Raw genomic sequence first — 26,907 nt, 5'->3', positions numbered from 1 at the left:
CGGGCGCCCTGGATGCTGTGACGCGGCGGTCACTGCACCGGTCACTGCACGTCGATGACCGTCTCCGGGACCTCCGGGTAGCCGTAGGCCGAGCGCAGGATGACCTGCGCGGGGTCGACGCCCTCCGGGAGCTGCACGACCGCGCGGGCCTGCGTGAAGCCGGCCTCGTCGGCGTAGAACACGTCGTTCTCCGCGGTGACCGCGATCGTGTCGCGCCAGTCGTACTCGACCCCGTCGCTGCCCACGACGAAGATGTCGAACGAGCTGCTGAAGCCGAACGATCCCTCGAGGTGCTCGGCGTCGAACAGGATGCCGACGAAGTAGGTGCCGGGCTCCGGCTCGCCCGACTGCATCGGCGGGTTCTCCTCGAGCGACGTGACGCTGAACGACCAGATGTCGCCGGCACCGTCGTCGACCGTGAAGTCGTAGGCGCCGTCGGCGGGCTCCGACGGCTCCTCCGAGGAGCCGGTCTCGCTCGGCTCGGCCGGCTCGGTCGCCTCGGTGGTGTCGACGGGGTCGGCCGGCTCGATGGGCGAGCCCGTGGGCGCCGCGGGGATCGCGGGCGGCATCGGGATGCAGCCGGTGAGGGCGAGGGCGCTCGCGCCCAGGATGAGTGCAGCGGCGAGGGGGCGGCGTGCCATGTCGGTCTCCTTGTCGGTGCCGACCGGGTGCGCGGCCGACGAGGCGAGCCTACGGCGGAGCGGTGACGACCCGCCTCAGCACACGCTCAGACCAGGCTCTCCGATCGCCACATGCGCGCGCACACGCGCAGGTCGCCGGCGATGTCGGTGAGCGACGCCGCCAGCCGGGTGCGCTCGCCGGCGCGCTCCGGATGCACCGGCTCGTCGACGTGCGCCGCCTCGACCGCGCCAGCGGCGGTCACCGTCGCGAACGCGGCCGCGCGCTCGAGCGCGAGCGCGAAGTCCCCCGAGAAGACGCCGCGCAGGATCGTCTCCGAGAGCGAGCGGAGCTCGTCGGGCGTCGCCGGGGCCGGCACGCCCGCGACCACCGGGGCGGCCGTCGGCAGCGCATCCGCCCCCTGCTGGTACAGCAGCGCCGCCTCGTCGGCGCGCTGCGTGACGAGCGCGTGCAGCAGGTTGACGCGCCACAGCGCGCCCGGCAGCGAGTGGGGTCGCGCGTGCGACCAGAGCTCGGCAACCGTGTCGATGCCGTCGTCCTTCGCGACGCGCAGGATGCGCTCGACGACGTCCGGATCGGCACCGGAGCGGACGCGCGCGAGCAGCGCCTGCGCGGTCTCGCTCGCGAGCTGCAGGCGCACGGCAGGGTCGACGTCGCCCTCGATGCGGGAGAACCAGTCGTTCGAGAAGCGGGTGGGGCGCTTGAAGTGCTCAGCCATCCCCACCATCATCCCGGATGCTCGCTGCAGCCGGGATGACGGGGCCGCCTCAGCGGGAGAAGTCCCAGACCCCGCCCTGGTCGGTCGTCACGCGCACGTGGTCGATGCCGAGGCTCGCCGGCACGTGGAAGATCCCGACGCCGCCGGTGATCGACGGCTCCTGCCCGGTCGTGAAGAGGTCGCCCTCGGCGTAGAACGAGCTCGCCGTGCTGAGCCCGTACTCGTCGCCGGTCGCGTCGTCCACGATGTAGATGTGGAAGGCGTGGTAGAAGTCGGGATCGCCCTCGAGGAGCTCGGCGTCGACGAGCACCTCGACGAGCTGGAAGCCCGGCTCGGCCGGCTGGCCGCCCGAGTCGGTCTCCACGACGCGGCTGTCGGTGACCTCGAAGCTCCACACCGAGCCGTCCTGGCCCTCGGCGGTGATCTCGTACGGACCCTCGGACGCGGCAGCGGTCTCGCTGGGCTCGGCGGGCTCGGCGCTCTCGGTGGGCGCGGGCTCCGGCGCGGTGGTCGTCGCGGTGGTCTCGACGGGCGCAGGCGGGGCGGGCGCGGTGATGACGCAGCCCGCGGTGAGGGTGACGACGGCGGCGCCGACGAGCAGGGCGGTGGCGGAACGGCGGGATGCGGGGGTCATGGAGGCTCCTCGTGACGGTCTGGCACCAGCGTAGGTTCCGCGCCGCGGCGACGCACGCATCCCTCGGCTCCCGCCCTGCGCGTGTCGCCGACGTCCGGCGATGCGGGCGCGCGCCTCAGGCGTCGGCGACGAGCGCCGGCGGCAGCTTGGGCGCCAGGCGGTGCCACACCTCGATGAGCGCGCTGCCGACCAGGCCGATGCCGATCGACGCCAGCAGCAGCGGCGCCTCGGGCAGCTGGAACTGGAAGAAGTCGCGCACGATCGGCACGAGCACCGCGACGACGAGCGCGACGACCATGAGCGCGACGATGCCCGCGCGCAGGAGCGTGAAGGGGCGGCACGCGATGCCGAGCACCCAGAGCCCGCAGACGGTGAGCGTGATGACCGCGGCGGTCTGCACCTGGCGCTCGTCGACCTCCGCGCCGCGCCCGATGAGGGTGATCGCGAGCACCGCGAGCGCCACCGTGACGCCGGCCGGGATGGTGAAGCGCAGGCTGCGGCCGAGGAAGCCCGGCACGTAGCGGGTCGCGGCGGGGATGAGCGCGAGCACGAAGGCGGGGATGCCGATCGTGAGCCCGTCGGTCGCCGAGAGCTGGCGGGGCAGGAACGGGTACTGCACGAGGAACGCCCCGAAGAGCAGCGCGAGCGTGAACGCGTAGGTCGTCTTCGTCAGGAAGATGCGCGAGACGCGCTCGATGTTGGCGATCACCTGCCGCCCCTCGGCGACCACTTGCGGCAGGTGCGAGAAGCGCCCGTCGAGCAGCACGAGCCTGGCGACGGCCTTCGTCGCGGCCGCGCCCTCCCCCATCGCGATGCCGAGGTCGGCGGTCTTCAGCGCGAGCGCGTCGTTGACGCCGTCGCCCGTCATCGCGACCGTGCGGCCCATCGCCTGCAGCGCCTCGACGATCCCCCGCTTCTGGCCGGGCGAGACCCGGCCCAGCACGTGGTGCTCGGCGAGCACGGCCTCGAGCTCGTGCCGGTCCGTCGGCAGGTGCCGCGCGTCGTAGGCGTCGCCGACGAGCGGGATGCCGACCTGGCGCGCGACGGCGCCGACCGTGCGCGGGTGGTCGCCCGACATGACGCGCACCTCGACGCCCTGCGCGCGGAAGTAGTCGAGCGTCGCGGCGGCGTCGTCGCGCACGTGCTCGCCGAACGCGACCACCGCCACCGGCCGCAGCGGCGGCAGCTCGAGCCGCTCGCACTGCTCCTGATCGATCGGATGCGGGGCGTGCGCGAGCACGAGCGCGCGACGCCCGGCGGCCGCGATCTCGAGCGCGCGCTGCGCGACCGCGCTGCCGCCGTCGCCGTCGCCGAGCACCGACTCGGGCGCGCCCAGCACCCAGGTGCCGCGCGCGACGCCCTCCAGGAAGGCGACCGCGCTCATCCGCCGCGCCGACGAGAAGCCGATGACGGCGCTCGGCGCCAGCCCAGGCGGGTCGAGCGCCGGCCGGATGGCCTGCGCGGTGGGGTTCGCGTCCTCGTCGTGGCCGAACCAGGCGAGCGCGGGCAGCCACGCGGGCGTGCCGGGCTGCACGTCGACCGCGCGCAGCGCATCCGCCCCCACCGCCGCCTGCGGGGTTCCGTCGTCGTCGACCGGCGTGACGTCGAGCAGCTCGAGGTCGCCCTCGGTGAGCGTGCCCGTCTTGTCGAGGCAGATGACGTCGACGCGCGCGAGCCCCTCGACCGCGGCGAGCTCCTGCACGAGCACCTGGCTCCGCGCGAGCTTGACCGCGGCGACCGCGAAGGCGATCGAGGTCATGAGGATGAGCCCCTGCGGCACGGAGGCGGAGATCGCGGCGGTCGAGAGCACGACCGCGTCCTGCCACTCGCCGCTCGCGATCGCCGCCGCCCATCCGCCGCGCGCCTGCATCTGGCCGTTGAGCACGATCGCGATGAGCGGCACGAGCGCGATCGAGATCCAGGTGACGACGCGGTTGAGCGCGACCCGCAGCTCGGAGTGCACGAGCGAGAAGCGGCGCGCCTCTGCAGTGAGGCGGGCGGCGAAGGAGTCGCTGCCGACGCTCGTGAGCTGCACCGAGGCGGAGCCGGCCGAGACCGCGGAGCCCGAGAGCACGCCGTCGCCGACGTGCTTGAGCTGCGGCTCCGACTCCCCCGTCAGCAGCGACTCGTCGAGGTCGACGCCCTCGGTCGCCACGATCACCCCGTCGGCGGGCACCTGGTCGCCTCGGCGCAGCAGCAGGATGTCGTCCTGCACGAGCTCGCCCATCGCGACGTCGCGTCGCTCGCCGTCGCGCACGACCGTCGAGCGCTGCACGTGCAGCAGCGCGAGCCCGTCGAGCTTGCGCTTGGCGCTGTGCTCCTGCACGACGCCGATGACGACGTTCGAGATCGCCGCGAACGAGAAGAGCGCGTCCTGCCAGCGCCCGAGCACGATGAGCACGGCCGTGCAGACCGCGATCACGAGGTTGAAGAGCGTGAAGAGGTTGACGCGCAGGATCGACAGCAGGCTGCGGCTCGACGCGTTGGCGAGCCGGTTCACGCGGCCGTCCGCGACGCGCGCCGCGACCTCGGCGGCGGACAGCCCCGTCGCGGGCGCGGTGGTCGTCAGGATGCGCTGGTGGTCGACGTGACCGGCCGCGGGCGCGCCCGGGGCGTCGGCAGGCGCGGGCGTGCGGGCGGGGGTCTGAGCAGACATGCGGCTTCCTGGCAGGCGGCGGATGCGGGGACGGCGGATCCGGGGACCACTCTGTCCGCTCACCGCTGCGCACGGTAGGGAGGATCGCCCGAATCATCCGGAGGGTTGACCCCCGGGTGCGGGACCACAGCCGGGCGGTGCCGGCCGGGGCACGCCCGCCGCCGCGGCTACCCTGGAGCAGCGGGCCTGTAGCTCAGTCGGTAGAGCGTCGGACTTTTAATCCGCTGGTCGTGGGTTCGAGCCCCACCGGGCCCACCGCATCCGGCCGGTCGCTAACCGGAAACCGCTGGCGTGAATCGGCCCCGTTAACGCGTGGCGGGAGCCGGATCGCGCTCGCCTGACTGGTATCCAATCAGTCAGCTCTTGTCAGCGTTCGAGGCCGTCGGGCCACTGCCTCCGATGATTCTTGGCGATCTCCCGCAGGTTTCCGCGTATTTGCTTCAGGTCAATGGTGGATGGCACGTCGTCGTCGTGACTGCCGGGATTCAACACTCGTGGCATGACGGTCCACTTGCCAGCCTCGTCGTTGCTCAGCGCGAAACCACGGACGAGCGGCACAAGGTCGCCCAACTGCGACGCTTCGCGCCCCACATCGCCGACCGTCGTTGCCGTTCCGGCGGCCGAACGGTTCGTGGCAATGATCTGCTTGGCGAGTCGTTCCGCCGCGGAGCGATATGCGTTGCACGCAGCTCGCCTGCCAGCAGCAGTCGGCGCGTTCAGACTGTCCTCAGCATGCAGCATGAAGCGACTGAACGCGTCCGATGTTTGAGTCGGCTCGGTGCCCAAGGTCGCGTCGAGCAGGCTCAGCTCGAATGTCAGCGGCTCGAAGCCCATGTGAGACGCCGCCGCCCAGTCAGCGAGTTTCGGATCATAGGTGGTCAAGATCACCTGACGCCCCTTTTCGAGGAGAGCACCTAACGTGTTCTGGACGAATGTCAGCCGGTGATCCCCATCGCTGCCGGGTATTGGGTCATCAAGTACGACAGTCCGGCAACCGGTTAAATCGGCGCGGGCTAGAAACGTAGAGAGGCCGAGCGCGTTGAGTTGCGAGTCGCTATAGACGCCCAACGCGTCGCGCTCTACGGGGTCAGCTTGTGCCTGCGGCTGCAAAGCGGCGACTAGGTTCACGAATATTGCTCCGGCCGCGCGACGCTTGACTCCTGCGAATCCGACAAGCTCGTCCGGACGGATCGTCGACCACCACTTTCCGATGGCCTCGCTCATGTGCCCGAAGCGCGCATCCAGCACCTCGCTCGCCGCCGTCTTGAGCGCTCGATCGACGGCGCTCAGCCGCTTGACCACTGACCTTCGCGCGGCAGCCTCCCGCAGCTCATCCAAAAGCTCCGGCGCGCGATCAACGACCGCAAGTAGCTCTGCAGTGCCGTCCGTCGATTTCAGATCCTCGAGTTCTGGTCCGACCAGATTACGCAGGGCCTCGACCGATTCGTCCCGCTCGCGAACCCTGTCGAAGGCGATCACCGCACTCGTCACTCGAGCCACTTGGTCGGAGAGATCTATGTCGAGATCGATACGACGCTCGACCGCACTGTTGATCTCGGCTAGCGACGCCTCGACTTCATCGACACGGTCGGCAATATCACGTTGCGCCTGCTTAAGCTCGGCCATGTGATCGCGCGCTAGACGCAGTTCGGACCGCTCCTCTCCGAAAAGGGCAACGAGTTTGACGGCTGCCTCTCCGTACGCGCTCTCGTCCCACCCCGCTGCATCGGGCAGACTTGCCTCGACCGCACGCAACCAACTTGTCCATGCCGTGCGTGTAGCACTAATCGCCTGCCGCAAGTCCGTCGTGACGCGGTCGAGTTGCTCTCCGGCGCGCAAATGCGCCCGAAGGATCTCGATCCGATCAGGCGTCAACGATTCCGGCTGGCCGCAGACAGGACAGTCAACCGCATGCTCAAGTTGACCGTAACCAGGCGCGTTCAGCAGTGCTGAGATGGCTGGCAGCAGAGTCGCGACGGCCTGATCCACCTCGCTCAACGCCTCCGTGTAGGGCGTGAAATCCGGGCCATCAGGCCGGGCCGGGGACGCCGGCGTCGGAACGAACGCGGGCAGGGGAAAGAGCCGGTCCGATCGCTCGGAGATCAGTGTAGCCAGCGAGTCCCGCATGGCATCCACGGTCGGCGCGTTCGGCACCAGGCCCTTGCCTGCCGAGAGAAGTGCGCCTTCGACGTTCGACTGCGCCGTGGGGCTCTCCGGGTCGACGGCTAACAGCGCACTTGCTGCTTCTGTCATGGAGGGATGCCGAAGCCTTCGCACAGCGGCGACGGCCGGCCCATCGGGTGCCTGGTCGAATCGCGGACGCTGGGCAGCTATTCGCTGGCGAAGAAGATCTAGGTCGCTAAGCGTTAAGAGTGCCTTGAAGTACGCTGCGCGCTGTTTAGGTTCGGTCGAGAGCACGTAGCGAAGCGTGTGCTGCAGCAGTACAGGAGCACCCATCACGCCATCACCGAGCGACAAGCCGTAATCCGGGATCTCGTCGTGGGCTATGCCGTCGATCGTGAGGAGAGAAGAGCAATCAGACGCGCCCACGAAGTCCGTCTGGAGAGCGCGCCGCACCTCATGGACGACGCCCATGGAGTCTCGAATGCCTGCAGCCACCCAAACTTCCTCGTCATCTCCTAGGTGGGCGTTGCGCAGGCTGGCGTTGTACTCGGCCTTGGCTCCACCGAATAGATCACGCCGGCTTGACCGTCCTGTAAGCAGGAATTCCACGGCTTCCGCCAGACTGGTCTTGCCCTGACTGTTGCCAGCGTGGATCACTACGAGTGGTCCCGACAGGTCTAGACGACGAACCTCAGTGCCGAACGCTCGAAAGCCGCGCGCCTCGATCCAGACGAGAGCAACTTCAGTTGCGTTGCTCACTCGCCTAGCCAGCCGTCCACTAGGGCAGTGATTCTTTCGTCGAGCTCTGCCTCGTTTGCGGCTTGCTCGGCGCACTTCGCGAGTGCTAACGCATCGTCAGCCCGCGGGTTCGAGGACAACGCCTCGACAAGTGCCGCCAAGTTAGGCATCAAGTCACTCATGCGCTCAGCCTAGGAGACTTCAACGCGTCATCCTTCCGACCGGAGGGCGCGCGGGCTGGCGATCGAAGGGTGGCGATGTGATCGCATTCGCCGTCGGTCGCGCCGCGCCTGCCTATCCGGCGAAATGCACCGCGCAACGTTGCGATAATGGGCGGATGCGTCAGGGAGCGGTCGGACACGTGCGTGCGGTCGAGCGCGACGGGCGGGCGCTCGTCGAGAAGCGGCTGCGCGATCCGCTGCGCCACGACGCGGAGGCGCTCGCCCTGAGGGCGGTCGCGGGCAGCGGCATCCCGGTCCCAGAGCTCGTCGACGTGCAGCCCGGCTCGATCCTCATGACGCGCATGCCCGGTGAGCGGCTCGACGACGTCACACCGGACGTGCGGATCGACGGGCTGCGGGCATCGGCGACGCTGCTCCGCAGGCTGCACGAGTTCGAGCCGCCGCGTGGCCTGCCCGCGGCTCCCGACGACACGGCGATCATCCGCCGCTACCGCGACGCGGGTGGTCCACCGCTGCCGCTCGTCGTGCCTGCGGCCGCACCGCCGGTGTTCTGCCACGGCGACTGGGGCGACGGCAACCTGCTCGCCGCGGACGGCCGCATCACCGCGGTGCTCGACTGGGAGAAGGCGCACCTCGGCGATCCGCTGCGCGAGGTGGCCCGCGCCGCGTGGGGTGCCGCGCGGAAGGATCCGCGCTCGTTCGAGGCGATCGCGACCGGGTACGGCGCCGATCCGGATGCCCTGCTGCCGTGGCTGGCCATCCACGCGGCCGAGCTGTGGCTGTGGTTCGCCGAGGTCGGGCCACCCGAGTACCTCGACCAGCTGACGGCCGAGCTGCTCGCCTGGCCCGCCTGATCGGCGGCGCAGGGGTCGGTTGCCGCTCACGGGTGGGGCTGCGAACGACCGGTGGGGCAGACACCGAGAGGTGGGCCCGCAGGCCCACCTCTCGGCCGCCCGCCCACCTCTCGGCGACCGGGCAGTCACCAGCTCGGCGCTAGTCGCCCTTCACGTTCACGAGCTGGCGCAGCGTGTGCCGGATCCGCACGAGGTCGCCGGCGTCGGCCATCACCTCGTCGATCGGCTTGTACGCCTGCGGGATCTCGTCGATGAACGCGTCGGTGTCGCGGTACTCGATCCCGACCATCGCCTCCCGCAGCTCGTCGCGCGAGAACGTGCGCCGAGCGGCGTTCCGCGACAGCCTCCGCCCCGCGCCGTGCGGCGCCGAGTTGAGCGCGAGCGGGTTGCCGAGCCCCTCGACGACGTACGACGCGGTGCCCATCGACCCGGGGATGAGCCCGGGACGACCCTCGTCCGCCTGGATCGCGCCCTTGCGCGACACCCACACCCGCTTCCCGAAGTGCGTCTCCGACTCCGTGAAGTTGTGGTGGCAGTTGATGCGCTCGAGCTCGTCGATGCCGGTGCCGACGAAGCGGCCCAGCTGGTCGGCGACCCGGTCCATCATCTCCTCGCGGTTGAGCAGCGCGAAGCGCTGCGCCCACCGCAGCTCGGCGATGTACCGGTCGAACTCGCGCGTGCCCTCCACGAGGTACGCGAGGTCGGGGTCGGGCAGCTCGATCCACCACTGCTTCGCGAGCCGCTGGGCGATCGCGATGTGCCGCTGCGCGATCTTGTTGCCCACGCCGCGCGAACCGGAGTGCAGGAACATCCACACCGCATCCGTCTCGTCGACCGAGACCTCGATGAAGTGGTTGCCGCTGCCCAGCGACCCGAGCTGCAGCCGCCAGTGCTTCGCGTAGCTCTCGGGGTCGAAGCCGCTGCGCTCCGCGAGCCGCTCGAGCTCGGCGACGCGCGGCTCGGCCGTCGGCCGCACCGTGCGGTTGTCGCGCCCCGCCGACAGCGGGATGCTGCGCTCGATCTGCTCGCGCAGCTCGAACAGCTCACGACCGACGAGGTCGTCGCGGTGCAGCTGGGTGCGCACGGCGATCATGCCGCAGCCGATGTCGACGCCGACCGCGGCGGGCATGATCGCGCCGAGCGTCGGGATGACCGAGCCGACGGTCGCGCCGCGACCGAGGTGCGCGTCGGGCATGAGCGCGAGGTGCGGGTGGATGAACGGCATGCCGGACGCGGTGCGAGCCTGCTCGAGGGTGGAGTCCTCGAGGATGCTCGCCCACGACAGCAGCCGCTTGGAGAGGGTCTCCATGGTGCCTTTCCTTCTGTGGGTGCGCTGGAGAGCGCGGTGGGGCTGCCACAGGGTGCGGGCAGTCCCCCTCGCCGTGGAAGGGGCGTCCCGGACCCTGTCGGTCTCGGGACGCGCGGAGCTGGAGGGCTACGCGGCCGGGGCCGGAGAGCATGGCTGGTGGAGGTCTGCGGGGTAGACCCGGACCTCTGCTCGTTCGCGCTGCGCGCTCACGATCGCCACCTCTCGACGTGCCTGCCGTGCGGGATGCACAGCCTTGCGAACGTACGGCACGATCGCCGCCGCGTCAACGGCGGATGCACGGGACCTCGGCCGCGGACTCGCAGAGGGCTGTGGTGGGCCGGCGACATGCAGCCGTTCCGCGGCGCGGTCAGGTCGAGCTGAGCATCTCCCGCACCTCGCGGCGCAGCACCTTGCCGACCGCAGAGCGCGGCAGCGCGTCGACGATGCGGATGCGGCGGGGCGCCTTGTAGCCCGTCAGGCGCTCGCGCACGAACGTGCGCAGCGCATCCTCGGTCGGCGACTCGCCTTCGACGGGCACGACGGCGGCCATCACGTCCTCGCTGCCCGCGGCGCCCGGCAGCCCGACGACGGCCGCGTCGGCGACGAGGGGGTGCGATCGCAGCACCTCCTCGACCTCCGACGGGTAGACGTTGAAGCCAGCGGTGATGATGAGGTCCTTGATGCGGTCCACGATCGTGATGAAGCCGTCGTCGCTCTGCTCGACGACGTCACCGGTGCGGAGCCAGCCGCCCTCGAGCAGCACGCGTCCTGTCTCCTCGGGCTGCCGCCAGTAACCGGGGAAGACCTGCGGTCCGCGGATGAGCAGCTCCCCCGGCTCACCCGGCTGCCGGTCGACCGTGGGGTCGTCGGGGTCGACGACCCGGATCTCGGTCGAGGGGAAGGGCAGGCCGACGGAGCCCGGCCTGCGCGTGTCGGCGAGCGGGTTGCCGAGCGCGATCGGCGATGTCTCGGTCATGCCGTAGCCCTCGACGAGCGCGCCGCCCGTGAGCTGCTCCCAGCGCTCGACGAGCTCGGGCGGCAGCGGCATCGCGCCCGAGATCGCGAACCGGATCGACGACAGGTCGACGCCGCGCTCCTGGGCTGCCTCTGCGAGCCGCGCATAGATGGGCGGCACGCCAGGCAGGAAGGTCGCGGGGCGGCGCTCCATCGCCTCGAGCACCTGGTCGACGTCGAAGCGCGGGAACAGCACGAGGCACGCGCCGAGCCGCACCGACATGAGCAGGCACAGCAGCATGCCGTAGGCGTGGAACAGCGGGAGGATGCCGTAGAAGACCTCTCGCCCGTCGTGCAGCTCCGGTACCCACGCGCGGCTCTGCGCGACGTTCGCCACGAGGTTGCGGTGCGTGAGCATCGCCGCCTTCGGGGAGCCCGTGGTGCCGCCCGTGTACTGCAGCAGCGCCACGTCGGTCGGGGCGGCGACGTGCGGCGTCCACGCCGCATCCGGCCGCCGGCGCGCGCGCACGGCGTCGTCCCACGAGCGTCCGATCGACGGACGCTCGGTCATCGCCGCGCGCGTCTCGCGCGCCTTGCGGATGGGCAGGCGCAGCGCGAGCCGCTTGCCGAGCGGCAGCGCGCGGCTGAGGTCGACCGTGAGCACCGTCAGGTCGTGCGGGAGCGAGAGTCCGGCGAGCGTGTCCGCCGACTTGTCCCACACGACCGCGACGCGAGCCCCGTGGTCCGCGAACGTGCGCTGCAGCTCGTCGGCGGTGGACAGCGGGTTCTGCTCGACCACGACGCCGCCGAGCTCGAGCACGGCGTAGAACGCGATGACCGCTTGCGGGCACGAGGGCATGACGAGCGCGACCCGGTCACCGACGCCCACGCCCGCCGCCGCGAGCGCCGCAGCGGCGGCGCGCACGTCGCCGCCGAGCTGCGCGTACGTCGTCGTCGCGCCGTAGAAGTCGAGCGCCGGGCGGTCGGGATGCGTGCGGATCGCGTCGTGCAGCACCGTCGTGAGCGCGACGTCCGGCACCTCGATCGTGCCGGGCACGCCCGGCGCGTAGCCGGCGGGCGCCTCGTCGGGTCGCTGCGTGCCCATCTGTGCCTCCGTCGTGCGATGCGCCGCCGCAGCGCGACGGGCGTCCCCCAGTCTCGCGCCGGCGGTGCCGTCGAGCCAAACCGGCGGGCGGCCGCACCGGGCCAGGAGGGGCCGCGGCGCACCGGCGCTAGAAGCCGATGGGCGAGATGCCCCAGTGGCCGCGCCACGACTCCCCCGGCTCGAGCCACACGAGGCCCTGGCCGGAGTTCAGTGCGTTCGCGGGGGCGCTCATCGGCTCGACCGCCGCCGCCTGCTTCGGCCCGCTCGCGGCGGGGAAGTCGCGCGGCGTGAAGACGACGACGTACGGGAAGGCGTCGTCCTGCCACAGCTCCGCGCCGCGGCCGGTGTCGTCGAGCAGCGACGAGGTCGCCACGCCGCCCACGAGCTCGAGCCCGGCGTAGTTGTGGTCGACGTCGAGCTCGGTGAGGCGGCGGCCGGCGCGCAGGTCGGGCGCCGACGCATCCATCGCGTCGACGAGCGTCTCCTCGGTCGGGATGAGGTCGACGGCGTTGAACACGCGTGCGGCCGGCACGGTGAGGGTCAGGCGCTCGGGCGCGGTGTCGCCGACCGCGAGGTAGGGATGCGCGCCGCACGCCCACGGCGCGCGCTCGGTGCCGACGTTGGTCGCCTCCTGCGTGACGAGCAGCCCGTCGTCGGTGAGCTCGTAGGTGACCGACGTGTCGACGAGGAAGGGCCAGCCGCCCTGCGGGTGGATCGTGGCCTGCAGCACGAGGCGCGACGCCGCGTGCTCGAGCACTCGGTAGGGCGCGAAGCGCAGCAGCCCGTGGCTCGCGTTGCCCTTGTCGCGCTCGGTGATCGGCAGCCGCTGCGTCGCGCCGTCGAGCTGCCAGTCGCCGCCCGCGACGCGGCCGCCCCACGGCGCGAGCACGATGCCCTGGCCCTTCGCGGGGCGCGCGTGCTCGGGGAACGGCTCGACGAGGTCGATGCCGTCGATCGTGAGCTCGCGCAGCGTCGCCGCGACCTCGGTGATCGTGGCGCGCAGCTCTGAGCCGTCGACCGTGCGCGAGATCGTGAACTGCTGTCCTGTTGGCGGCCGCATGCCGCGAGCCTAGCGAGCGCGCGGGCGGTGCCCCCGCTGGGGTTCGAACCCAGACTGGGCGGAGTTTAAGTCCGCTGCCTCTGCCGGTTGGGCTACGGGGGCCGGGCCCGTCGGCCCGCCTCCAAACCTAGAGCGCCGCCGATCGGTTCCGTCGAACCTGGAGAAGCGCTTCTAGGTCGGGGTACAGGTTCGATGTACCGTCAGCCCTAGGCCGACGCAGGCTGCGGGCGGCCATCCGACATGAGGAGACCGACGTGAGAGCACGTGCTGGCGCAGCAGGCGCCATCGCAGCAGCGCTGCTGCTGACCGGATGCGGAGGCGCTGCAGGCAACGCCGAAGCCGACTTCGAAGCGGACCCGACCGGCGCGCTGAGCGGCTGGGGCTTCGAGAACACCGACGACGTGGGCCAGGCCCGCCTCGACCACGCCGCGGCGCAGCTCGAGGGCGTCGAGATCACGCTCGACCAGACCGCCTTCGACGCGCAGAAGTTCACGACGCTCGCGGCGTCGGGCTCGATGCCCGACGTGGTGCAGATCGACCGCCAGTTCGTGGCGACCTACGCGGCGCAGGGACTGCTCATGCCGCTCGACGCGTGCTTCGCGGCGAACGGCGTCGACCCGCAGCAGCGCTGGTACCCGCAGGTGGTGCAGGACGTGACGTGGGAGGACCAGGTCTGGGCGGTGCCGCAGTTCTACCAGCCGCCGCTCATCCTCACGAACGCCCGTGTCATGGAGGAGGCGGGCGTCTCTGCCGAGGACCTCGACCCGAGCGACCCGGTGGGCCTCATCGACGCCGCCGAGGCCATGACGGCCACCGAGGGCGGCTCGATCTCGCGCGTCGGCTTCGACCCGCAGGGCGTCTCGAAGGCCGCGATGTGGATGCTGTCGTTCGGCGGCGGCATCGTCGACGAGTCGGGTGCCCCGACCCTCGACCGCGCCGAGAACGTGGAGGCCGCGGAGTTCCTGCAGCAGCTGTACGACGCGCAGGGCGGCTTCGCCGAGGTCTCGAGCCTCGTCGACTCGTTCGACATCTTCGGCGACGAGAACCCGTACGTGACCGACCAGGTCGGCGCGGCCGTGTTCGACCAGTGGTACGTCAACGTGCTGACGCCCTACGCCGAGCAGGTCGAGATCGGCGCGGTGCCGCTGCGCGACCAGGAGGGCGAGGACTTCACCGCTGCCGGCGGCTCGTCGTTCGTCATCCCGGCCGGCGCCGCCAACCCGTCGGCGGCGTGCGCATGGGCGCTCCAGCTCACCTCGCCCGAGGCCTGGCAGGCCGCAGCCGAGGCGCGTGCGACGACGACCGAGGAGGAGCCTGAGCGGCTCGGCATCAACGCCGGCCTCTTCACCGGCTCGCCCGAGAGCGACACGGCGATCCGCGAGAACTTCGCGTCGGCCGAGGGCTTCCCCGGCTTCCAGGGCGCGATCGACGCGTACTACGACGTCGCCGCGGAGGGCACGTCGCTCGGCGGCTCCCCCGCCGGCCAGCAGATCCAGACGGAGCTGCAGAACGCGATGCAGTCGATCCTGCTCGGCGACAGCTCGGCGGAGGACGCGCTCGCCGCGGCCCAGGAGGCCGCGCAGCGCGCCTACGACCAGGTGTCCACCGAGTAGCCGACCGGCAGACGGATGAGGGCGGGAGCGGCGATGCCGCTCCCGCCCTCACTGCGTGGGCTCCGTACCGGCCGTCAGCCCTTGCGGCCAGAGGTCGCGAGGCCCTCGATGAACGAGCGCTGCCCGAAGGCGAAGAGGATGAGCATCGGCAGCGTGACGATGAGCGCGGCCACCATGACGTACTGGTAGTCGCCGTGGCCGCCGGTGGACGGGTCGTACTTCGTCATCGCGCTCGCGATGCCGAGCGGCACGGTGTAGCCCTCGGCCGAGCCGACGTTGAGGTAGATGAGCGCGCCCTGCAGGTTGTTCCAGCTGGCCTGGAACTCGAAGAGGAAGACGATCACGAACGACGGCACCGAGAGCGGGAAGGCGATGCGCCAGAACTGGCCCCACGCGTTCAGCCCGTCGATCCGCGCCGCCTCGAACAGCTCCTTCGGCAGGCCGAGGAAGAACTGGCGCTGCAGGAAGATGTAGAACGCGGAGCCGAACAGGTTCGCGCCCCAGAGCGGCACGTTCGTGCCCACGAGCCCCAGCTGGTTCCAGATGAGGAACGACGGCACGAGCGTCACAGCGCCCGGCAGCATCATGGTCGCGAGCACCACGCCGAACAGCACCTTGCGGCCCGGGAAGCGGTAGTAGGCGAAGCCGAAGGCGACGAGCGAGCTCGACACCGTCACGAGCCCCGCCGCGAGGATCGCGACCAGCAGGCTGTTGCCGAGCCAGCTGAGCAGCGGCAGCTCCTGGAAGATCTGCACGTAGTTCTCGGGCACCCACGTCTGCGGGATGAGCCGGTTGTCGAACACCTCGCCGCGCGGCTTGAAGCTCGCGGCGAGCAGCCACGCGAACGGGTAGAGGAAGAGCGCGCTGCAGATGAGCAGCAGCACCCAGCGCACCACCTCGAGCACGCGGCCCAGCGGGCTGAGCGCCGGACCGCGCTCGCGGCGTCGCCGCGGGCGCGACTTCCCCGCTGGCGGCGGCGGCGTCGCGCCGTCGGTGCGCTCGACCTCCTCCGCCTGCTCGGGCGTCAGGACGTAGGCCTCCTGGATCCGGCCGGGCTGGATGGGCGAGCTCATCGCGCGTCCTCGCTCTCGTAGTAGACGAACCGGTTGCCCACGCGCATCTGGATGAGCGAGATGACCAGGATGATGACGAACAGGAGCCACGCCATGGCGGCGGCGAACCCGAAGTTGAACTGCCGGAACGCCTGGTCGAACAGGTAGATCGCGTAGAACAGCGATGCATCCGAGGTCCCGGCCCCCGTCTGCCGATGGAAGAGCAGGAAGGCCTGGTCGAAGATCTGGAACGCCGCGATCGTGAGCACCAGCACGTTGAAGAAGATCGCCGGCGAGATCATCGGCACGGTGACGTTCCAGAAGCGCCGCCCCGCGCCCGCGCCGTCGAGCGATGCGGCCTCGTAGAGGTCCTTCGGCACGTTCTGCAGCGCGGCGAGGAAGATCACCATCGTGCCGGCGACGCCCCACAGCGTCATGAGCACGATCGACGGCTTGACCCAGGCCGGGTCGAGCAGCCACTGCGGGCCCTGGATGCCGATGGCTGCGAGCCCGCGGTTGATGGCGCCCTGGCTGCCGTTCAGCAGCAGCAGGAAGACGGATGCCGTGGCCACCGCGGGCGTCATCTTGGGCAGGTAGAAGATGGTGCGGAAGATGCCCGCACCGCGGCGCGCGCTGTTGAGCAGCAGCGCGAGGCCGAGCGCCAGCACGATCTCGAGCGGCACCGCGAGCACCGCGTAGTAGAGCGTGTTCGCGAGCGCGATGCCGATCTTGGGGTCCTCGAAGAGCGCCTCGTAGTTCGCGAGCCCGACGGGTCGCGCCGTGTCGGTCGCCAGCTGGTAGCGGCTGAACGAGATCACGAGGCTGTAGACCATCGCGCCGAGCGTGAAGACGAGGAAGCCGACGATCCACGGCGAGATGAAGAGGTAGCCCGTGAGCGCCTCGCGCCGCTGGCTCTTCGTCATCGGCGTCCTGGGTGCGCGCTTGCGTCGCCTGCCGCGATCGCCCGGCGGATCGCCGGGGAGCGTGGCGTCTGGAGCTGCGGTCGTCGTCGACACGGTGCCTCCTGGGGTCAGGCGGCCGGGTGGGAACCGCACTCCATTTAGTACCCCACTTCTCCGAGAAGCGCATCAGGTCTTCGAAGAAGCGATGGGGTACAGCGGCCCCCGCGGTGCGGTCAGGCGCGCTCGAGCACCGCCAGGAACCGCTCGGGCAGCACGACGTTCTCGGGCGCCCCGCGGAAGAGCGGCGCGATCTGCTCGGGCGTGTAGCCGGCGATGCCGCAGCCGATCTCCGTCACGAGCAGCTCGAGCTCTGGATGCTCGGCCGCGAAGGCGAGGAACGCCTGCACCTCGCGCTCGATCGTCGGCAGGCCGCTCATCGTGTCGATCGCGTAGGACTGGCCGTGCAGCCCGTGCCCCTCGCCCCAGACGGCGCCGAAGCGCTCGTGCGCCATGCGCGCGGCGCCCGCGCCGTGGTGCCCGGACGCGTTCGATCCGAAGACGAACACCTGGTGCGGCTCCAGCGCCTCGATCCTCATGCCGCGAGGATACGCCGGGGCTACCCTGGCGCCATGACGGTCCACGAGCGCGCCACGATCATCCCGCTGCCGGGCCACGCCCCGCACCTGCCGAAGTCGGCGCTCGTCATGCCCGGGGCCGTCATCGCAGGGGCCGTCTCGCTCGGCGAGCGGGTGGGCATCTGGCCGGGGGCGAGCCTGCGCGCCGAGGAGGAGCCGATCACGATCGGCGACGACAGCAACGTGCAGGACTCCTGCTCGCTCCACGTCGACCACGGCTCGCCGCTGCGCATCGGCGCCCGCGTCTCGATAGGCCACAACGCGGTCGTGCACGGCTGCACCGTCGAGGACGACGTGCTCATCGGCATGCACGCGACCGTCATGAACGGCGCGGTGATCGGCACCGGCTCGATCATCGCCGCCGGTGCGCTCGTCACCGAGGGCACTGTCATCCCGGAGCACTCGCTCGTCGCGGGCGTGCCTGGCAAGGTGCGCCGCGAGACGACCGAGGACGAGCGCCGCGGCATCGCGCGCAACGCCGACGTCTACAGCAAGCGCATCCGCCTCTACGCCGACGCGATCCACACGCACTGAGGCTCGGCTCCGCGGCGCGCATCGGCGGCCTTGGGGCTCGGCGGCCCTGGCGCTGTGGCGGGACGGATGCGTAGGCTCGGCCGCAGCGGAGGGAGCGAGATGGCGATCGCACGCACAGGCACGGTCACCGAGCACGGTGAGTCGGCAGAGCTCACGCTCGAGCGCAGGGTCGCGGCCGACGCGATCGCGGTCTGGCCGTTCCTGACGGAGTCGCGCGAGCTCGGGATGTGGTTCGGCACGTACGCGGGCGACCCCGACTCGGGCGAGGTCGTCATGAGCATGACCGCCGAGGAGGGCGACGCGACGACCGCGGTCGAGATCCTCGACTGCCACGCGCCCGAGCACCTCGCGGTGCTCACCACCGACGAGCACGGCTCCTGGAGCCTCGAGGTCGAGGTGCTCGACGGCGGGCACGACGCCGGCTCCGGCGCCACCATCCGCTTCACGCACCACGACGTCGCGCTCTCGGCGCTGCCCGACATCGGCGCCGGCTGGGAGTGGTACCTCGACCGGCTGGTCGCCGCGCTCGCGGGGCAGCCGATGCCCGACTGGGACGACTACTACCCCGCGCTGCGCGACGCCTACGCCGCCTGACGCGCGGTCAGCGGGAGCGCACGGCCTTCTCCGCCATCTGCACGACGTTGTCGAGCAGCATGACGCGCGTCATCGGGCCGACGCCGCCGGGGACCGGCGACACCCATCCGGCGACCTCGCGCACACCGGGGTCGACGTCGCCGAGCAGCTTCACGCGGCCTGTCTCGGCCGAGAGCCCGCGCGTGATGCCCACGTCGAGCACCGCGGCGCCCGGCTTCACCCAGTCCGCCTTGATGAGCCCCGGCACACCGACCGCCGCGACGACGATGTCGGCCTCGCGCACCTGCGCGGCGAGGTCGGGCGTGCGCGAGTGGCAGAGCGTGACGGTCGCGTCGATGCCCTTGCGGGTCAGCAGCAGCCCGAGCGGCCGACCCACGGTGAGCCCGCGGCCGACGACCGCGACGGTCGCGCCGGCGATCTCGATGTCGTGGTGCCGCAGCATCCGCACGATGCCCGCAGGCGTGCAGGGCAGCGGCGAGTCGATCGGGCCGTCGACGCCGAGCACGAGCCTGCCGAGGTTGACGGGGTGCAGGCCGTCGGCGTCCTTCGCCGGGTCCATGAGCTCGAGCATCGCGTGCTCGTCGTGCCCGGGCGGCAGCGGCAGCTGCACGATGTAGCCCGTCACCTCGCGCGCCTCGTTGAGGTCGCGGATGGCGGCGCGCACGTCGGCGGTCGACGCCCCGTGCGGCAGGTCGACGCGGATCGACGTGATGCCGACGTCGGCGCAGTCGCGGTGCTTGCCCTTGACGTAGGACTGGCTCGCCGGGTCGTCGCCCACCAGGAGGGTGCCGAGCCCGGGCGTGAGGCCCTTCGCCTGCAGCCCCGTGACGCGGTCGCGGAGCTCCTCCTTGATCGCGGCTGCCGTGCGGTTGCCGTCGAGGATCTGCGCGGTCATCGCTCGACGCTCGATCCGAGCTCGTGCACCACCTCGGGCTGGCCGCTCGGGCCCACGCCGGGGTAGAGCGGCAGCGCCTGCGCGAGCGCCTGCACGCGCGTGCGGAGCGCGGGCAGGTCGGCACCCGGCTGCAGCGCGAGCGCGATGACGTCGGCCACCTCGGTGAACTCATCGTCGCCGAAGCCGCGGGTCGCGAGCGCCGGCGTGCCGATGCGGAGGCCGCTCGTCACCATCGGCGGGCGCGGGTCGTTCGGCACCGCGTTGCGGTTGACCGTGATCTGGATCTCGTGCAGGAGGTCCTCGGCCTGCTTGCCGTCGATCGCGGCGTCGCGGAGGTCGACGAGCACGAGGTGCACGTCGGTGCCGTTCGAGCGCACCGAGATGCCGGCATCCGCCACGTCCTGCTGCATGAGCCGCTCGGCGAGGATCTGCGCGCCGCGGATCGTGCGCTCCTGGCGCTCCTTGAACTCCTCGCTCGCGGCGAGCTTGAACGCCGTGGCCTTCGCGGCGATGACGTGCATGAGCGGGCCGCCCTGCTGCCCCGGGAAGACGGCCGAGTTGATCTTCTTCGCGATGTCGGCGTCGTTCGTGAGGATGAAGCCCGAGCGGGGGCCGCCGATGGTCTTGTGCACGGTCGACGAGACCACGTGCGCGTGCTCGACGGGGTTCGGGTGCAGCCCGGCCGCGACGAGTCCGGCGAAGTGCGCCATGTCGACCCAGAGCAGCGCGCCGACCTCGTCGGCGATCGCGCGGAACGCGGCGAAGTCGAGCTGGCGCGGGTAGGCCGACCAGCCGGCGATGATGACCTTCGGCTTGTGCTCGACGGCGAGGCGGCGCACCTCCTCCATGTCGACGCGGCTCGTCTCGGGGTCGACGCCGTAGGCGACGATGTCGTAGAGCCGGCCGGAGAAGTTGATCTTCATGCCGTGCGTGAGGTGGCCGCCGTGGTCGAGCGAGAGGCCGAGGATCGTGTCGCCGGGACGGGCGATCGCGTGCAGCACGGCGGCGTTCGCCGTCGCGCCCGAGTGGGGCTGCACGTTGGCGAACGCGGCGCCGAAGAGCGACTTCGCGCGCTCGATCGCGAGCGACTCGGCGATGTCGACGGCCTCGCAGCCGCCGTAGTAGCGGCGGCCAGGGTAGCCCTCGGCGTACTTGTTCGTCAGCACGCTGCCGGCGGCCTCGAGCACGGCCACGGGCACGAAGTTCTCGCTCGCGATCATCTCGAGGTAGTCGCGCTGGCGGTCGAGCTCCTGCTGCAGCACGGCGGCGATCTCGGGATCGACCTCGAGCAGCGGGCTGTTGAAGGACGAGGGGAGGCGGTCGGACACGATGGCTCCTTCGGGCTCTGCGGCGCACGGGACGCCCGGCTTCTTGCACGCATGCTGCGTGGCCCAGGCGCGCGGCCGAATGTTCGCCGCTTCCCGGTGGTGCTCCACCTGTGCGCCAGTCGCGGCGCCTCCATCGTAGCCAACGGGCACGTGCCGGTGGGCGCGGTCGAGCGGCCCGCCGATCCTCGGGGAATGCTCATGCGCGGCGGCTTGTGGAGCGGAACGCGGCGCGGGACGCTGAGGCCACCATCCCCCGTGCGAAGGAGCACCATGAGCCTGATCGACCTCACCGGCAAGGTGGCCGTCATCACCGGCGGCGGCAGCGGCATCGGCCGCGCCACCGCGACCCTCTTCGCGAGCCTCGGAGCGCAGGTCGTGGTGAGCGACATCGCCGAGACCGCGCACGAGACCGTCGCAGCGATCGAGGGCGACGGCGGCACCGCATCCGCGCACCTCGGGGACATCGGCGACGCCGCGGTCGCCGACGCGATCGTCGCGGCGGCGGTCGAGCGCTACGGGCGGCTCGACGTGCTCGTGAACAACGCCGGCATCATGGACCACTTCGCCGGCGCCGCCACCGTCGACGACGCACTGTGGGACCGGGTGCTGCGGGTCAACCTCTCGGCGCCCTTCTACCTCACGCGCGCGGCGCTGCGGGTCATGCTGCCGCAGGGGTCCGGCTCGATCGTGAACATCGCGAGCGAGGCGGGCATCCGCGGCGCAGCGGCGGGCGCGGCCTACACCGCCTCGAAGCACGGTCTCATCGGCCTCACCCGCAACACCGCCTACACGTACGCGAAGCGCGGCATCCGGGCGAACGCGATCTGCCCGGGCGGCGTCGAGACGAACGTGATGACCGCCGACATCCAGCAGCACATCGACCAGGAGGGCATCGGCGCGCTCACGCCCGTGCACCAGTCGGCGATGCGCGTCGCGCAGCCGATCGAGCAGGCGAACCTCGCGGCGTTCCTCGCCTCCGACGCCGCGAGCAACGTCAGCGGAGCGATCATCCCCAACGACGGCGGCTGGTCGGCCGGCTGAGCCGAGGCCTGGCTCGAGCGCGCATCACCCGCACCAGCGGGACCCCGTCCACCCCTCGGGACCCGGTGGACCGGGTCCCCGCTGGTGGAGCGGGTCCCGGCGCGCGTGCTTGGATCGGCGCATGGCCGACGACCGCACCCGCTCGCTCCTGCTCGGGGCGCTCGACGCGCAGCGGCGCCACATCCTCGACGCGGTCGAGGGACTGTCGGGTGCGCAGCTGCGCACACCGGCACTGCCGTCCGGCTGGTCGCCGATCGGCCTCGTGCGGCACCTGACGCTCGGCGGCGAGCGCTACTGGTTCCGCAAGGTGATGGCGGGCGAGCCGCTGGACTACTGGCCGGAGGATCGGCCCGACGTCGACGAGAGCAGGCCCGCAGACTGGCGCGTCGAGCCGGGCGAAGCGACGGAGGCGGTGCTGCAGCAGTACCGCGACGCGATCGCGCGCTCCGGCGAGGTCATCGCGCGGCTGCCGCTCGACGCCCCGCCCGCTCGGCCCGAGCCCGACTGGCCGGAGGGACGGTTCGCCGACCTCCAGGCGGTGCTCCTGCACGTGATCCTCGAGACTGCCACGCACGCGGGGCACCTCGACGCGGCGCGCGAGCTGATCGACGGCCGCCGGCACCTCGTGCTCTGACCCGCACGCGCAGAAGGGGACCCCTCCCACCTCGAGGGACCCGGTCGACCGGGTCCCGGAGGGTGGAAGGGGTCCCGTCGGCGACTGGGGCCCCTCGGCGCTAGATGAGGCCGTCCGTGAGGTGGTTCGGCGTGCCGAAGCGGTGCGCCGTGATGGCGACCGCCTGCTCCCGCAGGAACGGCAGCAGCTCGAGCCGCCCGGCCTCCGTCACCGCGTGGGCGATGATCGCGAGGTCGGGGCGGCCGTCGACGGCCTCGGCGAGCGCGCGCACGCCGCCCGCGACCGCGTCGTCCGCGGCGAGGTAGCGGATGCGTCCCTGCTCGAGCCGCGCGGCCGAGCGCCCGAAGGCGGCGTCGTCCTCGACCGTCACCGGGATGCTCGCGGAGGCGAGCGCCGCCCGCACGGCCGGCGCGGGCTCGATCGCGGTCGACACCCGCACCTCGGCGCCGGCACGCAGCGCCGCGGCGACGGTGCGCGCGAGCTGCGCGACGCGGCCGCCCTCCGCGAGGCGGATGACGACGCCCGGCATCGGCAGGTGGCGCAGGATGTCGCGCTCGGCGGAGAGCAGCTGCACGTCGATCGCGACGCCGAGCTCGGTCGCCCAGACGTGCTGGTCGCTGCCGGCCGCGCGCCGGAGCGCCGCAGCCTCGTCCGCGGTGACGGACGCATCCGCCGACCGCGCGAGCGTGTCGACCGCGTCGACGATCGCCTGCACCGCGGGCAGCTCGATCGCCTCGACCTGCCGCGCCTCGGCCGTGCGCCAGTCGACGAGCGGCATGAGGTAGCTCGGACCGCCCGCCTTCGTGGTCGGGCCGACGACCGAGCGCTTCCAGCCGCCGAACGGCTGCCGCTGCACGATCGCGCCGGTGATGCCGCGGTTGACGTAGAGGTTGCCCGCCTCGATCGTGTCGAGCCAGGTGCCGATCTCGTCGACGTCGAGCGAGTGGATGCCCGAGGTGAGGCCGTAGTCGACCTCGTTCACGACCGCGATCGCCTCCTCGAGCGTCTCGACGCGCATGATGCCGAGGATCGGGCCGAAGTACTCGGTGCGATGGTACTCGCTGCCGCGGCGCACGCCGGCGCGCACGCCGGGGCTCCAGAGCTTGCCGTCGTCGTCGAGCCGCTTCGGCTCGATGACCCACGACTCGCCCTCGCCGAGGGTGGTCAGCCCCTCGAGCAGCTTGCCCTCGGCCGGCGCGATGATCGGGCCCATCTGCGCGGTGGGCTCCCACGGCATGCCGATCGTGAGCGAGCGCACGCCGTCGACGAGCTGGTTGTGCAGGCGCTTCGAGCGGCCCGCCTGCCCGACGAGGATGGCGAGCGACGCGGCCGAGCACTTCTGGCCGGCGTGGCCGAACGCGCTCGCGACGATGTCCTTCGCCGCGAGGTCGTAGTCGGCCGAGGGCGTGACGATGATGGCGTTCTTGCCGCTCGTCTCGGCGAGCAGCTGCAGGTCGGGGCGGATGCGCCGGAAGCCCTGCGCGGTCTCGAACCCGCCCGTGAGGATGACGCGCTCGACGCGCGGGTCGCCGATGAGCGCGTCGCCCAGCTCGCGAGCGCCGAGCTGCACGAGCTGCAGCACGTCCTTCGGCACGCCGGCCGCCCAGAGCGCCTCGACCATCGCGGCACCGGTGCGCGCGGTGGCGCGAGCCGGCTTGACGATGACGGATGCGCCGGAGGCGAGGGCCGCGAGCGTCGAGCCCGCGGGGATCGCGATCGGGAAGTTCCACGGCGGGGTCACCGCGATGAGCCGTGCCGGCACCGCGACGGCGCCGTCGACGCGGTCGAGGTCGCGGGCGCGCTCCGCGTAGTAGTGCGCGAAGTCGATCGCCTCGGAGACCTCGGGGTCGGACTGGTCGAGCGTCTTGCCCGCCTCGGCCGCGGCGACCTCCATGAGCTCGGCCCTGCGGGCCTCGAGCTCGGCGCCCGCCCGGTGCAGGATCGCGGCGCGCTCGTCGCCCGAGAGCGCGCGCCAGCCGGCGTTCGCGGCGATGGCGGTCTCGATGGTCGACTCGAGCGCTGCCGCGTCGCGCAGCGTGGCGGCCTCGACGAGTTCGATGCCGATGCGCGAGTCGCGGGCCCGCTCGCGGATGCCCGCGGCCCAGGCCTGGTTGGCGGGCAGCGACGGGTCGGTGTCGGGCGCGTTGCGGAAGCCGTGCTCGGCGACCCGCGTGGGGGCGTCCGTGCGGTCCTGGATGCGGTGGGTGGCGGGCGCGTCAGCGGCGAGCCCCTCGAGCGAGGCGAGGAAGCGGTCGCGCTCGCGCTCGAAGAGGTGCTCGTCCTTGGCGAGCTCGAACACGGCCGACATGAAGTTCTCGCGGCTCGCGCCCTCCTCGAGGCGGCGGATCAGGTAGGCGATCGCGACGTCGAACTCGGCCGGGTGCACGACGGGCGTGTAGAGCAGCAGGCCGCCGACGTCGCGGCGGACGACCTCGGCCTGGCCCTGCGCCATGCCGAGCAGCATCTCGAACTCGAGGCCGGCCTCGACGCCGCGCTGCTTCGCGAGCAGCCACGCGAAGGCGACGTCGAAGAGGTTGTGGCCGGCGACGCCGAGCCGCACGGCGCGCACGCGCTCGGGCGTGAGCGCCCAGGCGAGCACGCGCTTGTAGTGGGTGTCGCTGTCCTGCTTCGTGTGCCAGGTCGCGAGCGGCCAGTCGTGCAGCGACGACTCGACCCGCTCCATCGGCAGGTTCGCGCCCTTGACGAGGCGCACCTTCACGGGCGCGCCGCCGTTCGCGACGCGCTCGGCCGCCCAGGTCTGCAGCCGCTCCATCGCGGGCAGCGCGTCGGGCAGGTAGGCCTGCAGCACGATGCCGCCCTCGTAGCCCTCGAGCCCCGGCTCCTCGAGGATCCGCGTGAAGACCGCCATGGTCGTCTCGAGGTCCTTGTACTCCTCCATGTCGAGGTTGATGAAGGTGCCGGTCGCGGCCGCGCGACGGTAGAGCGGCAGCAGGCGCTCGATGACGTGCTCGACCGCGGCGTCGAACGCCCACGGCTGGTGCGGCGCGGTCGTCGCCGACACCTTGATCGAGACGTAGTCGACGTCCGGGCGCTCGATGAGCGCGCGGGTGCCCTCGATGCGGCGCTCCGCCTCGCGGTCGCCGAGCACGGCCTCGCCGAGCAGGTTCACGTTGAGTCGGGCGCCGGTGCCGCGGATGCGCGCGATCGCCGCGCCGAGGCGGGCGTCGGTCGCGTCGATGATGAGGTGGCCGACCATCTCGCGGAGCACGCGCCGCGCGATCGGCACGACGATGTGCGGCGCGAGCGGGGCGACGCCGCCGCCCAGCTTGAGCGCCTGGCGCATCGGCCAGGGCAGGAACGCGGGGGCCTTGCCGGCGATCTCGCGGAGGGTCTGCGCGGCGACGTGCACGTCCTCCGGACGCACGACGCCGTCGACGAAGCGCACCGCGAACTCGAGGCCCGCGGGGTCGCGGAGCACGCCGGCGAGCTGCTCGGCGCTCGCGTCGGCGGGGATCTGCTCGGCCTGCTCGAGCCACGTGCGCACCTGCGCGACGATCGCCGGAGCGAGGGCCCGGAGGCTCTCGAGCTCGGCGTGCGCTGCGGTGTCCTGCTGCGCGGCGTCCTGCGGCGCGGTGTCCTGCGGCTCGGTGCCCTGCTCGGTCTTCTGCTCGATGCTGTGCTCGGTGGCGGCTGCGCCCATGCGGCTGCCCTCTCTCGATCGGACTGCGGACGCGCCGGCGCGCGCCGCGCCAAGTCTGCACCCGCCGACCATTCAGGTACAGTGACGGTTCGCGACGGATTCCCGTCACCGTCGACGATGCGTCTGGAGGCCCTGTTGCTCGACGTCCGACGCCTGCGACTGCTGCGCGAGCTGCGGCTCCGAGGCACGATCGCCGCGGTGGCCGCCGCGCTCGCCTACGCGCCGAGCGCCGTCTCGCAGCAGCTCTCCGCGCTCGAGCGCGAGGTCGGCGTGCCGCTCACCCGCAAGCACGGCCGCCGGCTCGCGCTCACGCCCCAGGGCGAGCTGCTCGCCCAGCACGCTGAGGGCATCCTCGCCGCCCTCGAGTCGGCGGAGCGCGCCGTGGCCGCGTCGCTCGGCCGCCCCGTCGGCACCGTGCGCGTCGCCGTCTTCCAGTCGGCCGCGCTCGGGCTCGTGCCGCAGATGCTGCGGATCCTCGCCGAGTCGGCGCCCGAGGTGCGGGTCGAGATGGTGCAGCGCGAGCCCGAGACCGCGCTCTACGACACCTTCGTCGGCGACTTCGACCTCGTGGTCGCCGAGCAGTACCCCGGCCACGCGGCGCCGCAGCATCCGGGTCTCGACCGGCAGCTGCTCATGACGGATGCGCTGCGGCTCGCGGTGCCGCCCGGCAGCCCGGTCGAGCGCCTCGCCGATGCCGCCCACCTCGCGTGGGTGATGGAGCCGGTGGGCGCGGCCTCCCGCCACTTCGGCGAGCAGCAGTGCCGGGTCGCGGGCTTCGAGCCCGACGTGCGGTTCGCGACCGCCGACCTGCAGGCGCAGATGCGGCTGATCGAGACGGGCCACGCGGTCGGGATCATGAACGACCTGACGTGGGCCGGCGCTGACGTCGGCTTCCGCGCGCTCGATCTGCCCGGCGCACCGCGCCGCGAGGTCTTCACGGCAGCGCGCACCGCCTCCGAGAGCAGTCCCGCGATCGCCGCCGTCCGCGAGGCGCTCGCCGCAGCGGTCCCGGCCGGTCTCTGACCCGGGCCGACGCCGCATGGGG

21 protein-coding genes, 2 tRNA genes and 1 riboswitch are annotated in these 26,907 nt (G+C 71.9%); of the genes, 8 read left to right on the top strand and 15 right to left on the bottom strand.

From position 1 onward, the window contains the following. Nucleotides 1-41 precede the first annotated feature (41 nt). The 4 genes from ACVWW9_RS08085 to ACVWW9_RS08070 all read right to left on the bottom strand — a co-directional run bounded on the left by ACVWW9_RS08085 (nucleotide 42) and on the right by ACVWW9_RS08070 (nucleotide 4,647). Nucleotides 42-641: a hypothetical protein gene (locus tag ACVWW9_RS08085; RefSeq protein WP_456515067.1), complete on the bottom strand. Its 600-nt coding sequence runs from the start codon at nucleotides 639-641 to the stop codon at nucleotides 42-44. Nucleotides 642-727: 86 nt separating this feature from the next. Beyond that, entirely contained in the window at nucleotides 728-1,357 is a 630-nt protein-coding gene (locus ACVWW9_RS08080) for a DNA-directed RNA polymerase subunit beta (protein ID WP_456515066.1), read from the bottom strand. A gap of 49 nt (nucleotides 1,358-1,406) precedes the next feature. Next, nucleotides 1,407-1,991 carry a hypothetical protein gene (locus ACVWW9_RS08075; protein WP_456515065.1) on the bottom strand — a complete coding sequence of 195 codons (585 nt, stop codon included), beginning with the start codon at nucleotides 1,989-1,991 and terminating at the stop codon, nucleotides 1,407-1,409. A 115-nt stretch (nucleotides 1,992-2,106) separates the two neighbouring features. Then, nucleotides 2,107-4,647, bottom strand: a complete 2,541-nt coding sequence (locus tag ACVWW9_RS08070; RefSeq protein ID WP_456515064.1) for an HAD-IC family P-type ATPase — start codon at nucleotides 4,645-4,647, stop codon at nucleotides 2,107-2,109. A gap of 182 nt (nucleotides 4,648-4,829) precedes the next feature. Between ACVWW9_RS08070 and ACVWW9_RS08065 the strand changes: the two genes are divergently transcribed. Next, nucleotides 4,830-4,902, top strand: a tRNA-Lys gene (locus tag ACVWW9_RS08065). A gap of 111 nt (nucleotides 4,903-5,013) precedes the next feature. On the opposite strand, the gene ACVWW9_RS08060 is transcribed toward ACVWW9_RS08065, so the two are convergent. Next, nucleotides 5,014-7,530 (bottom strand): AAA family ATPase, encoded by a 2,517-nt coding sequence (locus tag ACVWW9_RS08060; protein WP_456515063.1) that lies wholly within the window; start codon nucleotides 7,528-7,530, stop codon nucleotides 5,014-5,016. Between the two features lie 316 nt (nucleotides 7,531-7,846). Here ACVWW9_RS08060 and ACVWW9_RS08055 point away from each other — a divergent pair, with 316 nt between their 5' ends. Then, on the top strand, nucleotides 7,847-8,545 hold the full coding sequence (locus tag ACVWW9_RS08055) for a phosphotransferase family protein (protein ID WP_456515062.1): 699 nt from the start codon (nucleotides 7,847-7,849) through the stop codon (nucleotides 8,543-8,545). Between the two features lie 139 nt (nucleotides 8,546-8,684). On the opposite strand, the gene ACVWW9_RS08050 is transcribed toward ACVWW9_RS08055, so the two are convergent. The 4 genes from ACVWW9_RS08050 to ACVWW9_RS08035 form a co-directional block, all read right to left on the bottom strand. Continuing rightward, nucleotides 8,685-9,854, bottom strand: a complete 1,170-nt coding sequence (locus ACVWW9_RS08050) for an RtcB family protein (RefSeq protein WP_456515061.1) — start codon at nucleotides 9,852-9,854, stop codon at nucleotides 8,685-8,687. 367 nt (nucleotides 9,855-10,221) lie between these two features. Next, nucleotides 10,222-11,913 (bottom strand): long-chain-fatty-acid--CoA ligase, encoded by a 1,692-nt coding sequence (locus ACVWW9_RS08045; RefSeq protein WP_456515060.1) that lies wholly within the window; start codon nucleotides 11,911-11,913, stop codon nucleotides 10,222-10,224. Between the two features lie 127 nt (nucleotides 11,914-12,040). Beyond that, nucleotides 12,041-12,973, bottom strand: coding sequence for an aldose 1-epimerase family protein (locus ACVWW9_RS08040; RefSeq protein WP_456515059.1), 933 nt, complete (start codon nucleotides 12,971-12,973; stop codon nucleotides 12,041-12,043). A 28-nt stretch (nucleotides 12,974-13,001) separates the two neighbouring features. Further along, a tRNA-Leu gene (locus ACVWW9_RS08035) sits at nucleotides 13,002-13,075 on the bottom strand. 152 nt (nucleotides 13,076-13,227) lie between these two features. Between ACVWW9_RS08035 and ACVWW9_RS08030 the strand changes: the two genes are divergently transcribed. Continuing rightward, the gene (locus ACVWW9_RS08030) at nucleotides 13,228-14,586 is read left to right on the top strand and encodes an ABC transporter substrate-binding protein (RefSeq protein WP_456515058.1); all 1,359 of its coding nucleotides are present in this window, start codon (nucleotides 13,228-13,230) and stop codon (nucleotides 14,584-14,586) included. A gap of 74 nt (nucleotides 14,587-14,660) precedes the next feature. Here ACVWW9_RS08030 and ACVWW9_RS08025 read toward each other — a convergent pair whose 3' ends face one another. The 3 genes from ACVWW9_RS08025 to ACVWW9_RS08015 all read right to left on the bottom strand — a co-directional run bounded on the left by ACVWW9_RS08025 (nucleotide 14,661) and on the right by ACVWW9_RS08015 (nucleotide 17,136). Beyond that, nucleotides 14,661-15,659: a carbohydrate ABC transporter permease gene (locus ACVWW9_RS08025; RefSeq protein ID WP_354256201.1), complete on the bottom strand. Its 999-nt coding sequence runs from the start codon at nucleotides 15,657-15,659 to the stop codon at nucleotides 14,661-14,663. Beyond that, complete coding sequence (locus ACVWW9_RS08020) at nucleotides 15,656-16,561, bottom strand: carbohydrate ABC transporter permease (protein WP_245990064.1); 906 nt, start codon at nucleotides 16,559-16,561, stop codon at nucleotides 15,656-15,658. The genes ACVWW9_RS08025 and ACVWW9_RS08020 overlap by 4 nt, the downstream gene beginning before the upstream one ends. Nucleotides 16,562-16,773: 212 nt before the next feature. Beyond that, nucleotides 16,774-17,136, bottom strand: a complete 363-nt coding sequence (locus ACVWW9_RS08015) for an A1S_2505 family phage non-structural protein (protein WP_456515057.1) — start codon at nucleotides 17,134-17,136, stop codon at nucleotides 16,774-16,776. A 33-nt stretch (nucleotides 17,137-17,169) separates the two neighbouring features. Between ACVWW9_RS08015 and ACVWW9_RS08010 the strand changes: the two genes are divergently transcribed. After that, on the top strand, nucleotides 17,170-17,709 hold the full coding sequence (locus ACVWW9_RS08010; protein ID WP_456515056.1) for a gamma carbonic anhydrase family protein: 540 nt from the start codon (nucleotides 17,170-17,172) through the stop codon (nucleotides 17,707-17,709). 99 nt (nucleotides 17,710-17,808) lie between these two features. Next, a complete protein-coding gene (locus ACVWW9_RS08005; protein ID WP_456515055.1) occupies nucleotides 17,809-18,303 on the top strand; it encodes an SRPBCC domain-containing protein in 495 nt (164 codons plus the stop codon). Nucleotides 18,304-18,310: 7 nt separating this feature from the next. Here the strand turns inward: ACVWW9_RS08005 and ACVWW9_RS08000 are convergent, their stop codons facing one another. Both ACVWW9_RS08000 and glyA read right to left on the bottom strand, forming a co-directional pair. Continuing rightward, the gene (locus ACVWW9_RS08000; protein WP_123697158.1) at nucleotides 18,311-19,198 is read right to left on the bottom strand and encodes a bifunctional methylenetetrahydrofolate dehydrogenase/methenyltetrahydrofolate cyclohydrolase; all 888 of its coding nucleotides are present in this window, start codon (nucleotides 19,196-19,198) and stop codon (nucleotides 18,311-18,313) included. Next, the gene (gene glyA, locus ACVWW9_RS07995) at nucleotides 19,195-20,526 is read right to left on the bottom strand and encodes a serine hydroxymethyltransferase (RefSeq protein WP_456515054.1); all 1,332 of its coding nucleotides are present in this window, start codon (nucleotides 20,524-20,526) and stop codon (nucleotides 19,195-19,197) included. The genes ACVWW9_RS08000 and glyA overlap by 4 nt, the downstream gene beginning before the upstream one ends. 54 nt (nucleotides 20,527-20,580) lie before the next feature. Then, nucleotides 20,581-20,659, bottom strand: a riboswitch (ZMP/ZTP riboswitch). A 137-nt stretch (nucleotides 20,660-20,796) separates the two neighbouring features. Between glyA and ACVWW9_RS07990 the strand changes: the two genes are divergently transcribed. After that, nucleotides 20,797-21,567 carry an SDR family NAD(P)-dependent oxidoreductase gene (locus tag ACVWW9_RS07990; protein WP_456515053.1) on the top strand — a complete coding sequence of 257 codons (771 nt, stop codon included), beginning with the start codon at nucleotides 20,797-20,799 and terminating at the stop codon, nucleotides 21,565-21,567. Between the two features lie 121 nt (nucleotides 21,568-21,688). Continuing rightward, on the top strand, nucleotides 21,689-22,201 hold the full coding sequence (locus tag ACVWW9_RS07985; protein ID WP_456515052.1) for a DinB family protein: 513 nt from the start codon (nucleotides 21,689-21,691) through the stop codon (nucleotides 22,199-22,201). Between the two features lie 100 nt (nucleotides 22,202-22,301). Here the strand turns inward: ACVWW9_RS07985 and ACVWW9_RS07980 are convergent, their stop codons facing one another. Beyond that, the gene (locus ACVWW9_RS07980) at nucleotides 22,302-25,862 is read right to left on the bottom strand and encodes a bifunctional proline dehydrogenase/L-glutamate gamma-semialdehyde dehydrogenase (protein WP_456515051.1); all 3,561 of its coding nucleotides are present in this window, start codon (nucleotides 25,860-25,862) and stop codon (nucleotides 22,302-22,304) included. Between the two features lie 135 nt (nucleotides 25,863-25,997). On the opposite strand from ACVWW9_RS07980, the gene ACVWW9_RS07975 reads away from it, so the two are divergent. Further along, the gene (locus ACVWW9_RS07975; RefSeq protein WP_456515050.1) at nucleotides 25,998-26,885 is read left to right on the top strand and encodes a LysR substrate-binding domain-containing protein; all 888 of its coding nucleotides are present in this window, start codon (nucleotides 25,998-26,000) and stop codon (nucleotides 26,883-26,885) included. Nucleotides 26,886-26,907 lie beyond the last annotated feature (22 nt).

The sequence above is a fragment of the Agrococcus sp. UYP33 genome (assembly GCF_054060915.1).
The sequence above is the reverse complement of the archived record's forward strand: the minus strand, read 5'-3'. Positions and strand labels throughout refer to the sequence as shown.

Bases quoted from the DNA above. Each gene is read 5' to 3' on its own strand.
- ACVWW9_RS08085 (WP_456515067.1), bottom strand. From the start codon at position 641: ATGGCACGCCGCCCCCTCGCCGCTGCACTCATCCTGGGCGCGAGCGCC.
- ACVWW9_RS08080 (WP_456515066.1), bottom strand. From the start codon at position 1,357: ATGGCTGAGCACTTCAAGCGCCCCACCCGCTTCTCGAACGACTGGTTC.
- ACVWW9_RS08075 (WP_456515065.1), bottom strand. From the start codon at position 1,991: ATGACCCCCGCATCCCGCCGTTCCGCCACCGCCCTGCTCGTCGGCGCC.
- ACVWW9_RS08070 (WP_456515064.1), bottom strand. From the start codon at position 4,647: ATGTCTGCTCAGACCCCCGCCCGCACGCCCGCGCCTGCCGACGCCCCG.
- ACVWW9_RS08055 (WP_456515062.1), top strand. From the start codon at position 7,847: ATGCGTCAGGGAGCGGTCGGACACGTGCGTGCGGTCGAGCGCGACGGG.
- ACVWW9_RS08050 (WP_456515061.1), bottom strand. From the start codon at position 9,854: ATGGAGACCCTCTCCAAGCGGCTGCTGTCGTGGGCGAGCATCCTCGAG.
- ACVWW9_RS08045 (WP_456515060.1), bottom strand. From the start codon at position 11,913: ATGGGCACGCAGCGACCCGACGAGGCGCCCGCCGGCTACGCGCCGGGC.
- ACVWW9_RS08040 (WP_456515059.1), bottom strand. From the start codon at position 12,973: ATGCGGCCGCCAACAGGACAGCAGTTCACGATCTCGCGCACGGTCGAC.
- ACVWW9_RS08025 (WP_354256201.1), bottom strand. From the start codon at position 15,659: ATGAGCTCGCCCATCCAGCCCGGCCGGATCCAGGAGGCCTACGTCCTG.
- ACVWW9_RS08020 (WP_245990064.1), bottom strand. From the start codon at position 16,561: ATGACGAAGAGCCAGCGGCGCGAGGCGCTCACGGGCTACCTCTTCATC.
- ACVWW9_RS08015 (WP_456515057.1), bottom strand. From the start codon at position 17,136: ATGAGGATCGAGGCGCTGGAGCCGCACCAGGTGTTCGTCTTCGGATCG.
- ACVWW9_RS08010 (WP_456515056.1), top strand. From the start codon at position 17,170: ATGACGGTCCACGAGCGCGCCACGATCATCCCGCTGCCGGGCCACGCC.
- ACVWW9_RS08005 (WP_456515055.1), top strand. From the start codon at position 17,809: ATGGCGATCGCACGCACAGGCACGGTCACCGAGCACGGTGAGTCGGCA.
- ACVWW9_RS08000 (WP_123697158.1), bottom strand. From the start codon at position 19,198: ATGACCGCGCAGATCCTCGACGGCAACCGCACGGCAGCCGCGATCAAG.
- ACVWW9_RS07990 (WP_456515053.1), top strand. From the start codon at position 20,797: ATGAGCCTGATCGACCTCACCGGCAAGGTGGCCGTCATCACCGGCGGC.
- ACVWW9_RS07985 (WP_456515052.1), top strand. From the start codon at position 21,689: ATGGCCGACGACCGCACCCGCTCGCTCCTGCTCGGGGCGCTCGACGCG.
- ACVWW9_RS07980 (WP_456515051.1), bottom strand. From the start codon at position 25,862: ATGGGCGCAGCCGCCACCGAGCACAGCATCGAGCAGAAGACCGAGCAG.